At 46.4% G+C, this 15,546-nt stretch carries 13 protein-coding genes; 8 read left to right on the top strand and 5 right to left on the bottom strand.

Going from position 1 to position 15,546, the window contains the following annotated elements; genetic code table 11:
* The coding region (locus tag Q0E49_RS06560) for a sulfite exporter TauE/SafE family protein (RefSeq protein ID WP_295747261.1) at positions 1-671 on the bottom strand (671 nt) is incomplete at its 3' end.
* A gap of 145 nt (positions 672-816) precedes the next feature.
* On the opposite strand from Q0E49_RS06560, the gene Q0E49_RS06555 reads away from it, so the two are divergent.
* Positions 817-1,353, top strand: coding sequence for an NAD(P)H-binding protein (locus Q0E49_RS06555; RefSeq protein WP_295747259.1), 537 nt, complete (start codon positions 817-819; stop codon positions 1,351-1,353).
* Between the two features lie 103 nt (positions 1,354-1,456).
* Here Q0E49_RS06555 and Q0E49_RS06550 read toward each other — a convergent pair whose 3' ends face one another.
* On the bottom strand, positions 1,457-2,317 hold the full coding sequence (locus tag Q0E49_RS06550; RefSeq protein WP_295747257.1) for a LysR family transcriptional regulator: 861 nt from the start codon (positions 2,315-2,317) through the stop codon (positions 1,457-1,459).
* Between the two features lie 237 nt (positions 2,318-2,554).
* On the opposite strand from Q0E49_RS06550, the gene Q0E49_RS06545 reads away from it, so the two are divergent.
* Genes Q0E49_RS06545 through Q0E49_RS06530 form a run of 4 tightly spaced genes read left to right on the top strand, consistent with a single transcriptional unit; the run spans position 2,555 to position 4,923 of the window.
* The gene (locus Q0E49_RS06545; protein ID WP_295747255.1) at positions 2,555-3,433 is read left to right on the top strand and encodes an aldo/keto reductase; all 879 of its coding nucleotides are present in this window, start codon (positions 2,555-2,557) and stop codon (positions 3,431-3,433) included.
* A 17-nt stretch (positions 3,434-3,450) separates the two neighbouring features.
* The gene (locus tag Q0E49_RS06540) at positions 3,451-4,311 is read left to right on the top strand and encodes an aldo/keto reductase (protein ID WP_295747253.1); all 861 of its coding nucleotides are present in this window, start codon (positions 3,451-3,453) and stop codon (positions 4,309-4,311) included.
* Between the two features lie 53 nt (positions 4,312-4,364).
* On the top strand, positions 4,365-4,565 hold the full coding sequence (locus Q0E49_RS06535; RefSeq protein WP_295747252.1) for a hypothetical protein: 201 nt from the start codon (positions 4,365-4,367) through the stop codon (positions 4,563-4,565).
* On the top strand, positions 4,513-4,923 hold the full coding sequence (locus tag Q0E49_RS06530; RefSeq protein WP_295747250.1) for a DapH/DapD/GlmU-related protein: 411 nt from the start codon (positions 4,513-4,515) through the stop codon (positions 4,921-4,923). Before Q0E49_RS06535 ends, Q0E49_RS06530 begins: the two co-directional genes overlap by 53 nt.
* Before the next feature lie 396 nt (positions 4,924-5,319).
* Here the strand turns inward: Q0E49_RS06530 and Q0E49_RS08005 are convergent, their stop codons facing one another.
* Positions 5,320-5,607: an MFS transporter gene (locus Q0E49_RS08005; protein ID WP_366509546.1), complete on the bottom strand. Its 288-nt coding sequence runs from the start codon at positions 5,605-5,607 to the stop codon at positions 5,320-5,322.
* A gap of 616 nt (positions 5,608-6,223) precedes the next feature.
* Between Q0E49_RS08005 and Q0E49_RS06525 the strand changes: the two genes are divergently transcribed.
* Both Q0E49_RS06525 and Q0E49_RS06520 read left to right on the top strand, forming a co-directional pair.
* Positions 6,224-12,901 carry a hypothetical protein gene (locus Q0E49_RS06525; RefSeq protein ID WP_295747248.1) on the top strand — a complete coding sequence of 2,226 codons (6,678 nt, stop codon included), beginning with the start codon at positions 6,224-6,226 and terminating at the stop codon, positions 12,899-12,901.
* Positions 12,844-13,152 (top strand): LPXTG cell wall anchor domain-containing protein, encoded by a 309-nt coding sequence (locus Q0E49_RS06520; RefSeq protein WP_295747246.1) that lies wholly within the window; start codon positions 12,844-12,846, stop codon positions 13,150-13,152. The genes Q0E49_RS06525 and Q0E49_RS06520 overlap by 58 nt, the downstream gene beginning before the upstream one ends.
* 163 nt (positions 13,153-13,315) lie before the next feature.
* Here the strand turns inward: Q0E49_RS06520 and Q0E49_RS06515 are convergent, their stop codons facing one another.
* Both Q0E49_RS06515 and hpt read right to left on the bottom strand, forming a co-directional pair.
* On the bottom strand, positions 13,316-14,089 hold the full coding sequence (locus Q0E49_RS06515) for a (S)-acetoin forming diacetyl reductase (RefSeq protein ID WP_295747244.1): 774 nt from the start codon (positions 14,087-14,089) through the stop codon (positions 13,316-13,318).
* A 175-nt stretch (positions 14,090-14,264) separates the two neighbouring features.
* Positions 14,265-14,804: a hypoxanthine phosphoribosyltransferase gene (hpt, locus tag Q0E49_RS06510; protein WP_295747242.1), complete on the bottom strand. Its 540-nt coding sequence runs from the start codon at positions 14,802-14,804 to the stop codon at positions 14,265-14,267.
* A 216-nt stretch (positions 14,805-15,020) separates the two neighbouring features.
* Here hpt and msrB point away from each other — a divergent pair, with 216 nt between their 5' ends.
* On the top strand, positions 15,021-15,452 hold the full coding sequence (msrB, locus tag Q0E49_RS06505) for a peptide-methionine (R)-S-oxide reductase MsrB (protein WP_295747240.1): 432 nt from the start codon (positions 15,021-15,023) through the stop codon (positions 15,450-15,452).
* The last annotated feature ends 94 nt before the right edge of the window (positions 15,453-15,546 follow it).

The following is a 15,546-nucleotide window of genomic DNA, read 5'->3' as shown; positions in this document are numbered from 1 at the left end:
TGGCGTAGCAGCATGGGCCCCAGGTAGCCGCCAATCAGCATTCCGACTGCTAGGATAATCCCTTGAGTCCAATATACTTTTGAGCGAAAGACAAAGATGATAAAGGCAACTAGATTACCACAACCGCAAATAACGTTCTTAATAGCATTATCAACTAAGAAGTCGTTGCTGGTCATGTATTGAAAAGCTGCTAAAACGACAACACCATTAGCACCGCCAAAGTAACCAGTATAACAGCCCATTAAAAGCATAATAATTGCTACTAAAGCCTTTGGCAGTTTTTTCTTCATGGCTCGTTGGCGCTGTGGCTTTTTCTGACCGAAGATAAATAGCAAGCCAGAAAGCAATAGTAGAATTGGGACAACCCGTTCGAAGACCCTAGCAGGAAAGGCGAGCAGAAGGTACGTTCCTAATATTGCACCAATGGTTGAACAAGCGGCGTAAAAACCTGCTTGGCCCCAGTGGCTTGCTAGTTCGCGCTTGGAGGACGCAATTGCCCCTGCGTAATCAAAAATTAGCGCGCCGTGATTAGTAATATTAGCAAAAATTGGCTGAACCCCAGAGAGCAACAATACCGGATAGGAAACGATTGAGGCGCCACCGGCAATTGAGGAAATAATTCCACCGACGATACCACCAATTAATATTAGTAGTCCGAGACTAATAGTCATTAAGATTCCTCCCTTATACTTACTAATTATTATCTTAGTTTCATAAAAGGGGCCGTTGTATGACTAAGCAATCAAAAATTAGTCAAATGTTATCATGTAGCGATTGGGGGGGAGAACGAAACGGGTTAATTAATGAAATTAACAATTGTATCAACGACTCGGCGATGCTACTAGTCGTGCCGACCTGGAATCGGCAATCAAAGGGCAGGACATAGTCTATGCTAGTCTGGCAGGGAATGTTGTTGACCAAGCGAAGAAGTTAGTTGCTGCCATGGATAAGTTGGGTGTTAAACGTTTGATTTGGACTTCCTCACTGGGAATATACGATGAAGTTCCGGGGGAATTCGGCAAATTGAATACCCGGGCATTACCAGGTTACCTGCAGACTTATCGTGAAGCAGCCGATGTGATTAGTAATAGCGATTTGGACTACACGATTATTCGTCCAGCATGGTTGACGGATAATAATGAAGTTGACTATGAAAACACCAGCTTTAACAATAATGAGGCATTTAAGGGAACTGAAATTTCGCGGAAGAGTGTTGCTGCATACGTAGTTAGCTTAGTCAACGATCCTGAGAAAGACATTCGAGACTCGATTGGCGTCGACAAGCCCGGTTCTGATGGTAATCGGCCACGTCGCGAAGTCATGATCGCTAATGGTTTTGGTCCAAATATGTAAATAGTTAAAAAACATAGATTAAAAGTGAACAGCGCAGTACAACAATGGTGATCGAACGTCCGGCAAAAGTGAACGTTAGACCACCATTGTTATAGAGAGTTTATTATTTAGGCCAAATATCGACTAGCTTTTTTGCCACCGGAATGATTGCCTTCCGCTGGCTTTTTAAGTAGGCCGCATAAAAGGTCATGGTGGCGGCATCATCCGTGATAGGGATGGTGACGGTGTCTGTCGTATCGTATGGGACTTCAGGGCTAGTAATGTTGGTCGTAAAGAAGGGAAAGCTGGTATACTTCGTTAGCTCATTGAGCGCATCATATTCGGCTTGGTAAAGAAATTTTGCGTTAGGAATATGCTTTTGAATAACCTGCTTCCAGGGGCCAATTTCGTTAAGGACGACGAAACTCAACCCCCGTAACTCGGTAAAGGTTACCGTTTGCTGGTTGGCCAAATACATGAATTGGTCGAGGTTAACAAAGAGGTGTTCCTGACCTAAATAATAGGACTCAATTAGGTTGGTTTGGATTTCGTGATTGGTGATGAGCATTGAATACTGGTGATTCAGTAGTGAAGTGGCAACTTGGTCAGTCGGTAATAACTGTTGGTCAAGTTTAACCTTCTTTGGCAGCTGATTAGCTGCTTGACGAATGACAATTTGTGGCCCAGGGGCAACGCAAGCGATGTTAAGTACCTGCTGTGATTGACTAAAGTCACGAATTTCATTCATAAACTGCTGGTTAGCTTGTAAGAGAGTCGCGGCTTTCTTAGCAGCAAGTTTGCCGGTCTTGGTTAACTCAAGCTTGTTTGGTTGACGTTCAAACAATTTGACGCCTAATTCATCTTCTAATTTCTGCATCCCCCGGGTGACGGTTGGCTGAGTCACGTGTAGTTTAGCGGCCGTTTTGGCGAGGGTGCCGGCTTGGGCAAATGTAACGAGTTCTTGGAGAAGATAATTTTCAATCATTATTCAAGTCATCCTTTAGAAGTTATTAGTGTATCAACTTTAACTAGCATCATTATCTTTTCGTAGCCAACGTTAGCCAGCCTTTTTGCCAGTGGGGCAATCGGTTATGAAACAAATGAGTAGGAGCAAACTCTAGTATACACCAACCGTATACTTCCATGCTTATCAAGTAATTTTCAACTCGGTAATATACCCTTATGATATAGACAATCACAAATGCGAAAGGGAGTTTACAAGATGACCAACGTACCAACGGTTAAGTTGAACAATGGCGTGAAAATGCCAACACTCGGGTTTGGGGTCTTCCAAGTACCCGACTTATCACAAGCTGAACAAGCAGTCACGGAAGCAATCGAAACGGGTTACCGCTTAATTGATACCGCGACGGCCTACCAAAATGAAGCAGCAGTCGGCAAGGCGATTAAAAAGAGCGCCGTTAACCGCGACGAAATCTTCGTTACTTCTAAGCTCTGGGTGTCCGACTTTAGTTACGAACGGGCTAAGCGGGGGATCGACGCCTCACTCCAAAAACTGGGCCTTGATTACATGGACTTATACCTATTGCATCAACCATATGGTGACACCATGGGTGCCTGGCGGGCACTGGAAGAGGCCCAAAAAGCAGGTAAGATCCGGGCAATCGGGGTTTCTAACTTCTATGCTGACCAATTACAAGATTTGCTGCTGACGATGCCGGTCAAGCCCGCGGTTAACCAAATCGAAGTTAACCCCTGGTACCAACAGGATGCCGAAGTGAAATTTGCCCAAAGCCAGGGTGTCCGGGTTGAAGCCTGGGCACCATTTGCGGAAGGCAAGCACAACGTCTTTCAGAACGAAACGATTGTGGCGATTGCTGCTAAGTATCGTAAGACGACGGGGCAAGTCATCCTTCGCTGGCTGCTGCAACGCGGCATCACGGTGATTCCAAAATCGGTTCACCAGCAGCGGATGGCCGAAAACATTAATGTCTTTGATTTCGAGTTATCTGATGCTGACATGCAGCAGCTGGCTAGTTTAGACAAACGCGAGAGTCAATTCTTTGACCACCGCGATCCGGTGACGATTGAACAAATCTTCGGTTCCAGTTTGAAGCAGGTTCAGGATAGCGAAAAGTAATTAGGAGGTAACATATAATGACAATTCCAACATTTAAACTCAATGATGGTAATGAAATTCCATCATTTGGCTTTGGCACTTTCCAAATTCCGGCAGACGGGTCAACTTATCAGGCAGTTAAGGAAGCATTAGCGGCCGGTTATCGCCACATCGACACGGCGGTGGCTTACTTCAACGAACAAGAAGTTGGCCAGGCAATCAAGGATAGCGGGATTCCCCGTGACCAAATTTGGGTGACTTCTAAACTATGGTTGCAGGACTTTGCCTATGCCGATGCTAAGCAGGCCATTGACCTTTCCCTGCAAAAACTCGGCCTGGACTACGTTGACCTTTACTTAATCCACCAGCCATACGGCAAGGTTGCCGATGCCTGGCGGGCAATGGAAGAAGCACAACAAGCGGGTAAGATTCGCTCGATTGGGGTTTCCAACATGACGCCGAAGATTTGGCAGAAGTTTGTTCCTAATTTTGACGTAGTGCCGGCAGTTAACCAGGTGGAGTTTAACCCTTATTTCCAGCAAAAGGGAATTCGGCAAATCATGGCTAAGGATGGGGTGGCCCTCGAAGCCTGGGCACCGCTTGGTCAAGGCAACGCTGACCTCCTTAAGGAACCGGTCCTCACCAAGATGGCCGAAAAGTATGGCAAGAATGCGGGACAAATTATCCTTCGTTTTGAACACCAGGAGGGCGTCATCGTCTTTCCAAAGTCAGTTCATGAAGACCGGATTAAGGGCAACCAAGACATCTTTGATTTTGAATTAAACTCGGCTGAAATGGACCAGTTGCGGGCCCTGGATAAGGGTAAGGGGATGCATGATCCTGATGCGCCTGGCGTTGAAGAAATGCTCAGTAAATATGATGTACACGTTAATGATTAATAGTTAAAGTAGCAGGCTTGGCATCCTGCTTTTGGTGAGGAGGTAAAAACGAGATGGATAAGCAGTTTACGACGATTAATATGCGGACAGAACGGGAGAAGTTAGCACCAGAAATTCAGCGGAGTGCCCGACTTTGCTTTAAGATTAATACGACTGATCCAACGTCACCCGAAATTAAGTCGTTAATCAAGGAACTTTTTAATGGTAACGTCGCTGACGACGCCAGTTTTATGCCCCCCATTGCACGTCCTTAATGGTAGCCAGGTCAAGATTGGCCAAAACACCCACCTTAATTACAATACGACCATGATGTCATCCGCCCCAATCACGATTGGTGACAACGTCAAAATTGCCGCGAATTGCCAGTTCTTAGCTAATAACCATGATTTATACGACCGCGAAAAACTATTATGTGCACCAATTACCATTGCAAATAACGCTTGGTTGGGCGCTGGGGTAACGGTGCTGGCGGGTGTAACGATTGGTGAAAATGCAGTTGTCGGGGCTGGTGCCGTGGTCACTAAAGACGTTGCTCCTAATATAATCGTTGCTGGAGTACCCGCAAAGATAATTAAACAGATACCGCATCCAGAACAAATTAAACAAGGGTAAAATTTTTTAATAAGTTGCATGTCAATTTAGCGTCAAACGGCTTGTTCATCATTGGTACCAGTTACATGACTAGTTGTTTGCTTAGTACTATGTGTGGTGGTTACCTAAATGGGTTCCCTTCCGTATAATTCTGGTGTTTAACCATATGAAAAGATGAAAAGTGCTCCACAATCATTAGGTTTCTTATCTAATAATTGTGGAGCACGACTAAGTATTACAGACTTTTTTATGGTGTGGAGCGGACTTTGTTAAAGATGATATAAGCGGTGTTACTTTGTCTTGGATTGAAAATTAGATAATAAGGGTTGATGGTGCTGTCCCACTAATGACACGGTACTAGTGATAATCAGCAGGATAACGGCACAACCACTAAATAGAATGCGATATGAATAATCATCAATAATAATTCCCCCCAAGCAACGGGCCAATTACTTTGCCAAAAGAGATCAAGGCGGTGGGCAATCCCTGGTATTTTCTCTTAGCTTGAACCGGCGAAAGGTTGTTAACGACTGCCGGGATAGTTGGGAATACCGTTGCCTCACCCACGGTCAGCATAACCATTCCTAAAATGACAATACTGTATGCGTTAGCGAAGAGGAGGGCAAGAAATGAAAGGGCACAAGTGAGGATTTCAAAATAGACGAAAATAAACTCGTTATGAATTCGTTTGCCCCAGCGGTTAATTACGGAATGAAAGAATACAAGCTAGTATGTTAATCATCTTGTCATCTTAAATCATTGACAGTGGGGAGCGGGGCTGTAACAACAGTCCCCTCCTTTTTCATTTCCTATTTAATTGATTAGTGGGGGTTACCAGTAGCAACAGTACGGTGACTACCGGGCACATTCGTATTAATAAAATAATTAACGGCTTACCAGGGAAATGATACTGACTTATTGTTGCAATTTTGACACTGGATTGGTAGCTTTACACGGATACAAATAATTCAGTTGATAGGTTTAATCTTGTCAACCGATGTTTTAAGTAGTTGGTAAATTGGATGGTTCTAATCCTTCAGAGAAGCGCTTTATTTGCGGCGTGGTGATTAACTTTTATTGAACTATTGGCAGCTAAGAACGGACGCAAGTTCTAATAAAAACTGAGCTTATGATAAATAAGTGTTATAATTAACAACGACTAATAATATTATATTTAGCCATTGTTGTTTCTAATTCAAAATATATTGGTTCTTTTGGATGGGAGTAAATTATTCATGGTTTCAAAAAACAATTTTCAGCATAAGATGCAACGGGACATGAAACATGTCCCGCATTTTGGTTTACAAAATTAAGCATTGGGGTGGCTTCAGTCTTACGGGGCACAACCTTGTACTGGGATGGCAGTATGACGACCGTTCATGCTGACCAAGTACCAACGAAGCCAACAGCGGGTCAAGTCGAAAATAAAACTGCAAATCAAAAACAAGTTGACCAGCAGCAAGTTCCATTGAGGACGGCGAAGAGTGGTCAACCTGTCTCAGCAGCAAATCAGTTGCAGGAGAGTAAGGCAGCTATCCCGGCAACTGATCAATCTGCTATTCATCTAAAGCCTAATTCGGGTTATACCACCAATGTTAATGGTAGCCAGCAAACGGTTACGCTTGACGATGGATCAGAATTAACAGTGGACCATAATGTCATTAATAGTGGTAACCAGAAGGCGAAGCTGACTTTTAAGTCGAGTAGTTTTAAGGCTGGGGATACTTACACTATTCGGGTTCCAGAATGGTTTATTGATACCCAAAATGATATTTCCTCATTGCCATCATCGATGGGGACGACCACTTCTCAATTGGTCAACAGTGATGCTGAACATGGTTGGTTTGTCATTACTGATCATTTTACTAGTACGGGGACGATTTCACAGGATATTATCTTACGTTACCGCCCGAATGCCCATTTTGATATTTTTGACGGTCAAGGATGGGCGCCATATGCATTGGCAAGCGGTCAAATTTCACTAGCAAAGAATAATGGGGATGCGCAATCCCTTGAGTTTGCCAGTGAAGAAAGTTCAATGGGGATCTCAAATACTAACTTTAGCCTTTATCATGGCGACCTGAATTATCCGTTGCGAAACCACCATTCTTATCAAGGACAGATTTCGTTAACATATGCTGGTTATGGGTTAGGGAACGCACTCGGGCAGTTCGACGTTGCAAAGTCTTTTCCGTCGATGAACGTCCAATTCACGTTGCCGAGTGAATTTAAGTTGACTTCACCTCATGTCACCTTAATGGATGATTTTGGTAAAGTTTTAGGGACCGCGACAGCTACTGTGAATAATGGTGTGTTGACCATTAATCAGGTTAAATTAAGCGCTGGCCAAACACCAAGTTTGAATAAGGATAGCGATGGCGATTCATTTAACTTTGTGTTTAACTTGGAAGTTAATGTGTCAGATAGTCAGTTTGCTAATGGACAAAAGACAGTTAAATTGAATCACAATGATGACCACATCATTAGCCAAATTAGAACATTAAACCATAAAGTAACATTAAACCACAATCAACCAACGGATTTTGATGTTACTATTTGGAATAATAACAATACAGAGGGTACGATTGGGGTGGATAAGCAGCAAGCCGTCATTTATCAGGATGGTGTTAATTTGTACTTTGGGCCCTATCAATCAAAAACCCCGTATGGTCAAACAATTAATCATCAGCAATACATTGGCAATGAGAGTTCACAAGCCGTTGTTGCACCGTTTAGTAACAAATCAAATGATACCCTATCAGATGTGAACGTTCACGTTGAGTTTCCAGATGGACTCAATGTTTATCGGCTAAGCCTAAATAAAAACAACAGCCTTGATGGGGCAGATCGGATCATGGTGTTCCTTTCTGATGGCCGGACGGTTGAGTTAACCGCGAAGGATTGGCAGTCCGTTGCCAATAATAAGGAGTTCGAGCTATACAGTGGCTATGACTTAAAGGATTGGGGTTCACCAAACATTAAGTTGGGTTCCGGAGATGACAAGGTTTCTATCAAGGCAGTCGATATCCACTATGATCAGGTTTATGGTGGTGCTGTATTTGGTATCCCTGATAGCCTCCATGATTTTGTCTATGTTACCGCTGATCACTACGCTAATGGACAACCTGTTCAAGTGGGTGATGAGATGGATATTCACGTTGAAGCAACTGCTCCGCAGCTATCTCAGTCAATTAATGCGACATCAACACGGTTTCTAGTTATTGCCGAAACGCCGGCAGGCATTGGTGCACAATTACAAATCGTTCCCCATCAAGACTCGAAGACGCCAGGACAGCAAAACGCTGGGCACATAACATACTCTGTTGATGGCTATGAAGATCAGTCCAACTATAAACCGCAATTAAAACAACCGCTGGCTTACCTGGTTTTACCAGCGAATGTTTCGATTAACGGGCAGCAGCTATCGCAAAACGTGCAGGTGACGACAGGCGACACCCATCAAGTACTGAAGCCGAAGGCAATTTCATTCCAGGTTATCGATGGTCAGCAGGTGGTTGTGGTTGATCTTTCCAATTACAAGACCGTTTATGATGGCTTTGATATCACCGTTTCAGGGTTGGATAACACGCCGGACTGGCTGACATCGTCAAAGCCAACAGCGATGATGGTCGTGTCTGATCAGGTTTCTAATTTTGCACGTCGGTTTCCCACTGTGGATCAGTATAGTGAAAAGAACGGGACGTTTGCCAACCTGTTTAAGAAGTTGGCTCAGAATGGTCATGTCGCTGCCAATAATACATTGGTGTACGAAGAAGGTCATTGGGACCTTGTCGTTGCCAAGGGGACAACTATTGCCACAATGACTTCAACAACTGGCCAACCAGCACCAGCGTTACAAACGACCCAGTCAGACCACACGGGGACCCAAATGAAACTTTATAATTCCATTATCAATGGTCAAGATAGGGCGCTCACTAACGTAAAGTCGGTCATTAACTTAGATGATGGTCAAGAATCAGGGCACTTTGCTTCAGTTTTGTCCGGCCCAGCCACGGTGGTGAATGTTAACACTAACCAACCGGCAACTGGTGTCACGATTAGCTATTCCACGCAGTCTGTTGATCTTAGTAATGTCACTTCTACGCAATTAACTCAATTCAAGTCAGCGAGCCAAATTAGTGATTGGTCGAAGGTGCGGGCAATACTGGTTTCTGCTGATAGTCTTGCTGGTGACTCAACTTACCGGGTTGTGATGCCGATCGAAGATAAGCAGATTTATGATGATGTTAATAAGGTGACACAGGTCACTAGCAACACTTGGGCTAATAATGCTGACGGATCGGTACAACTCAAGCCAGTAGTGATTAACGCCCAGAGTCCGGCGTCCGCAAAGATTAAGGTCGTTGGTCAGTCTACTGTCAAGACGATTATTCGGTATACTGACGCACAGGGGCATAACCATGATGTCGAGTTAACCTACCAAGCCCACCAATATCAGGAAGGCCAGGACCAGATGAAGCGGTCGGATTTCCTGCAATCTGATCAGGGACTGACGGCATTAGATCGTTCGCAGTTGCCAGCGCACTTAGTAATTGACTATGCCCACCCAACGGTGGAGAATTCACATGAACAATATTTGGGTGGTTATGCTAATGGGACAGCAGCTTTTGGTAAAACGGCGAAGTATGACTTTGACCAGGATGCGGTGGTCTTTAAAGCTGTGATTGGCCAACCAGTTACGGCTGACCACACGGTTAAGGAAACTATTCACTACGTCTATGCTAATCATCAGAAGGTCAAGGATGATACTTTCGCTAGTCACAAGTTTACCGGATCAGGATATAAGGACCCGCAAAGTGGCAAGATTGTTTGGAATGCAGGGATGGATAGTTATGACTTCCCGCCAGTAACAATCGACAATAAGCCGGGTTATACTGTCTCAGTGACGCCGACTGCTCATTATGATGCTACCAAGGGACAAATTAGTATCATTACTGTCAACAACGGGTCATCAGACTTGGAATACACGGTTGTCTACACCCCAACCAAGCAGACCATCAACTACCAAATTGTTGATGATACTGACAATGGTAAGGTGCTAAAGACCGACGACTTAGTCAGTGGTGATTCGACTAGTGCGGTGCCGAATGATGCCAAGTCGAAGTTGAAGGACGTTGTCGACTCATACCTGAAACAAGGTTATGTTTTAAAGCAGGGCTACCAGGTACCGACGAACTTTGACACGAATGACCAGGACAACCAGACCGTGATTGTCCACCTGCTTCACGGGACGACAGTCAAGATTACTGATAAGGCGGTCAAGCGGACGATTGCCTACTATGACAAGACCACGGGCCAGGAGCTGCCAACTGCTGTGGCCCATCATGCGCCGCAAACCGTGAACTTTAGTCAAACGGCAGTAACGGACGCAGTAACGAACCAGGTTATTGGTTACAACACGACTGGTCACTACACCGAATACACCGGTGCTAATGGCCAGCAGGTGAAGGTTTACCAAGTCGACACGAAGAATGCTGACGATGCTTGGCAGACGACGGCCAACAGCTGGGGCCAGGTCACTAACCCTGACTTGCGGACAGCGGGTTATGAACCGGCTACTGACGAATCTGGGGCTGCTATGCCGACGATCGCTAAACAGACGGTGAGTGCCACTGACGATGACCAAACCGTCAAGGTTTACTACGTTGAACACGTCGTACCGGTCAACGCCACGACCAAGGTGACGGCGGGCCAGCCAGTAACTGACCATAGCCCATACCAGTGGCCAGCGAAGAACCAGTTTGACGCCAAGAATTACCAGTCACAGTCGACCCGGCAGATCCGTTACCAGTTTACTAATGGGACCCAGGCCGCCGATCCAGTCACGGAAACGGTCACCTTTAACCGGACGGGGAAGATGAACCTGGTCACCGGGGCAGTCACGCCAAACAACGACTGGCAAGCAGTGTCGTCAACCATCGACCAGGGCGGCAAAACCACCGGCGGTCAAAACGTCAAGCAGTACGAAGTAGTCGCTTCACCAGTGATCCCTGGGTATACGGCGGATAAGTTGAGCGTTGCGGCGACTGACGCGGTCCAGGGGAAGAACGCGGCTGACGTGGTTGTTACTTATGCCCCCGACCAGCAGAAACTGACCTACACCGTCAAGGACGCCACGACCGGTCAAACGCTGGCCAAGCAGGTAGCCTTGCCAAACGGGACGGGAGTTTCTGATGGGACTGTTAGTGCCGCTGCCAAGACCAGTTACCAGCAGATCATTAGCCAGTACCAGCAAAAGGGCTACGTTGTTGATGCCCAGGCATTGCCAAGCAAGTACGACCATGATGACCAGAAGAACCAAAACGTCCTGATCACCTTGCATCACCTTGTCCAAAAGGTCACCGGCAATGACCCCAAGATGCCTGACCAGAGCAAGCTGCAGTTGGCTGACTTGAAGAAGACGGCTACGCTTGATGTAAAGTACATCAATCATGACGAGACGGCCTTTACTGGTCAGATACCAACCAACGCCCACCAGTCCGTCACGTTGGTCGGCACTGCCTACATCGACCTGGTTACCGGTGAGCTGACCAATAAGCCAATTAAGGACCAGCAAGGTAATGAAATTGTCAATGCTGGTAACCACAACACGCCAGAAATTAGCTGGTCGACAGCGACTACGCAGGCAGTGCAATCACCATCAGAAAGGGGCTACCACCCGTCAGATAATCAAGTACCGGCACTGACGATCAAAGTGGATAACAACGCCACGGCCGACCAGGGATTGACCAATGGTTCGACGGTCACCCTGGCAACGCCAACCACGACGGCTACCATTACCCGGACGGTCACCTATGCCAAGGACCCAACGGTCAAGGTCGTTTATATCGACCAGGATAACGATAATCGACCAATTGCCAACACCGGATCAGGAGTGCTGACCGGGGTGGCCGGCCAGGCGGTTAACTACCAGACGGCCTCAACCATTGCCCAACTGAAGCGGCACGGTTACGTCCTGGTTACTAACGGCTTTGATCCGCAGGGGACCGCACCAAAGTATGATGGTGACAACACTGACACCCATACCTACACGGTTGCCCTCAAGCACGCGACGACGACAGTAACGCCAACTGATCTAAAGACGCCGAAGGATAAGCTGCCGGACAATCCGAATAAGAAGTATCCTAACGGTGTTGCTAAGGATGATTTGAACAAGACAGTGACGCGGCTGATCAGCCTGCACCGGCCAAACGGCATTACCGATAATACTGAGCAGAAGTTTCACTTGACGCGGACGGCAACGGTTGACGAGGTGACTGGCAAAGTCGTTGCCGATAGTGATTGGAGTACCGACCAGTGGCCGGCATACCAGACACCAACTATCACTGGTTACACGCCAACCAAGGCAAGTGTTGCGGTGGTAACGGTGAATGGCCAGACGAAGGACCAAACGATCGACATCAGCTATACTGCCGATCCGCAAGAGATTGACTACCAGGTAGTTGACGACAATACTGGTAACGTCATCAGTGGCGACCAACCTGTTCGCTTAGTCAGTGGTGTATCTGACCAGGGGGTACCAACTGAGGCTCACCAGGACCTGGACCAGGTTGTCGAGAATTACCAGAACCATGGTTACGTCCTTGTTAGTGGCGACCAGGTACCAAACCAGTTTGACCACGTGGATGATGACAACCAGTTGATCACTATCCATGTCAAGCACGCCACAACAACGGTTACGCCAGACCAACCGAAGACGCCAGCGGACATTTTACCAGACAATCCGTCACAGCATTACCCGACGGGGGTTAGCCAGGATGATTTGAACAAGATGATCACCCGGACGATTAACCTCCACTTGCCAGACGGTTCAATTAAGACGATCCACCAGGACGCCCACTTGAGTCGGACGGCAACGGTTGACGAAGTGGTGACATTGATTACAGTCAGTGGTCGACGGCTGACTGGCCAGCATATGATGTGCCAGCCATCGGTGGTTACACTGCTAGTCAAACGACAGTACCGCTGGCAAGAGTGATGAATACTACTTCGCCAGTCACGGTGGACGTTTACTACCAGGCCTTACCGCAAGCTGCTGGTAGTCATCAGAATGTCGTTGGACAAGCCTCAACTACTGCTAGTCATAGTGACCAGCAGTCATCAGCCTCACGTCGTCACCAGTTGCCACAGACCGGGAACCATAATTCTCAGACAGCGTTTGGTCTTGGCTTGAGTGTCCTGCTGGGAATGATTGGCTTGTTAGGGAGTCAACATCGGAAAGATGAATAATGATGAGTAATGAAGACAGCTTGTGAGGTTGTGACCGCATAAGCCGGTAAAACGAATGGAGCACGGTGAAATCTTTTGATTTCATCGTGCTCCATTTTTTCACGGTCGTCGTTGACGGCAACTAATGAAGTTAATTATTTAATTATTGATCGTAAGTGATATTCTAGTGGAACTGCATCCCACCGTCGACTTCGAGCGTCTGACCAGTAATGTAGTCTGAGTCAGAGCCAGCCTGGAAGGCGACAGCGTTGGCAACGTCTTCGGGTTCAGACAAGCGTTTCAAGGCAATGTCCTTAGCAAAAGTCTGCATCCCCCATTCATCACTCTTGCCGGCGTTTTGACCAACCTTGTGGGCGATGTCATACATCATTGGGGTCTTCACAATCCCTGGGGCGAAGCAGTTAACTGTCGTGCCCTCATCAGCCAGTTCACGAGCCGTGACTTGGGTAATCCCCCGGATAGCAAACTTGGAGCTGGAGTAAACGGTCAGGTTCGGGTTGCCGACAACTCCGGCCTGGGAAGTAGCGTTGATAATCTTACCAGGGTGGCCCAGCTTCTTAAATGCTTCGTGAGCAGCCTGAATTCCCCAGACAGTCCCGTAAACGTTAATCTTGTAAACGTAGTCCATATCGTCTTCGGTAACGGTGTCGATCGGGGTGGTTGGGGCAACACCGGCGTTGTTAACCATCACGTTGAAGTCACCAAGTTTACCGGCTGCTTCGTTGACAGCAGCAAAGACTTCGTCACGCTTGGCCACGTCAGCAACAATTGGCAGGGCCGTACCGCCCGCTTGCTCGATTTCTTGTTGAACTTTTTGCAGTTTATCCATGTGGCGAGCAACCAGGGCGACCGCAAAGCCATCCTTTGCTAAGCGTTTGGCGATTGCTTCACCGATCCCTTGACTAGCACCAGTAACTAATGCAACTTTTTGAGACATAACTGTTCGCTCCTTCAACTTTGTGAATTTGTTATCAAAGAACGACTTTTATGATACGGGAACTTTAATCAAACGTCAAGTGAAAGCATGAACAAGATTGAATTTTGTTAAACGGATCTAAAAAATCCCAAGTTAGTGGTTACTAACTCGGGAAGCTCTCTTATGGTAATGGAAGTTAATTCTCGTAAACAGAACGCTTGAGGATACCGACAAATGGCAAATTGCGGTAAAGGCCATCGTAGTCGAGACCATAGCCCACAATAAATTCATCAGGAACCGTGAAGCCGACATAATCAGCTTCAACTTGCACTTGCCGACGCGCTGGCTTGTCCAGTAGTGCACATACTTCAATGCTTTTGGCGCCGCGGTCTGCTAAGAGCCTGGTTAAGTATTGGAGGGTGTAGCCAGTATCAATAATATCTTCCATGATTATCACTGGACGTCCCGCAATGGAGTGGGAAAGGTCTTGGACCAGCTTGACTTGGCCGCTCGACTGGTCACCGTTGTCATAACTGGAGACATCAACGTAATCCACGTTCAGTTTGAAGTTCAAACGCTTGAGCATGTCAGTGGCAAAAACCATTGCACCGGTCATGACGGACACAACGACCGGAAACTGGTCGCGGTATTTCTCAGTAATCGTTGCTGCCAACTGTGTCAACCGTTGGTCGATGTCAGCTTGGCTGTACAAAATAGTTTTGATGTCGTTATTCATGATGGTCCCTTTCAAATATTGTTCGTAAATAACGAACTATTTTCTTGCTAATATTTATTGACGTTAGCATTCTAACATAAATAAACGAAAATAAAAGCCTTTAGGTACAATTAGGTGAACTATTTCGTTAACTTCTTCTGACTAGGCAAATCGTTAAAAACTAGCTGTGGCTCAGTGTAAAATATAGTTATTAAGGACGAAGAGGGGGCGCCGATGATGGCTAAAGAGAAACTAAAGAATAAATTATCACCGCTCCAGTATGCGGTAACGCAGGAAGCAGCAACTGAGCAACCGTTTACTGGCAAGTATGATCACTTTGACCAACCGGGAATTTATGTTGATGTAGTAAGTGGTGAACCACTTTTTTCTTCACTTGACAAATACGATTCTGGTTGTGGCTGGCCAGCTTTTACTAAGCCGATTGCACGGCGGGTAGTGAAGGAAAAGCGCGACCAATCCTTTGGCATGGAGCGAACGGAGGTCCGCAGTCAACATGCCGATTCACACTTGGGACATGTTTTTACTGACGGCCCGGTGGAACGGGGCGGGCTCCGGTACTGTATTAACTCGGCAGCACTCCGCTTTATCCCGGTTGAGGAATTAAAAGAGGCTGGTTACGGTCAGTACTTAGGGTTATTTCATAAATAAATAAAAACGATTGGGAAAATTTGAAGTGCAACAAAAAAGTTAGACAAAGTTCAGATAATTTAGACTGATAAGGTATGCGTCCGGTATTCAACAG

The sequence above is a fragment of the uncultured Limosilactobacillus sp. genome (assembly GCF_934202235.1).
In the GTDB taxonomy this organism is placed as follows: Bacteria; Bacillota; Bacilli; order Lactobacillales; family Lactobacillaceae; genus Limosilactobacillus.
Note: the sequence above shows the minus strand (reverse complement) of the source record. Positions and strands in the feature narration are given on the sequence as shown.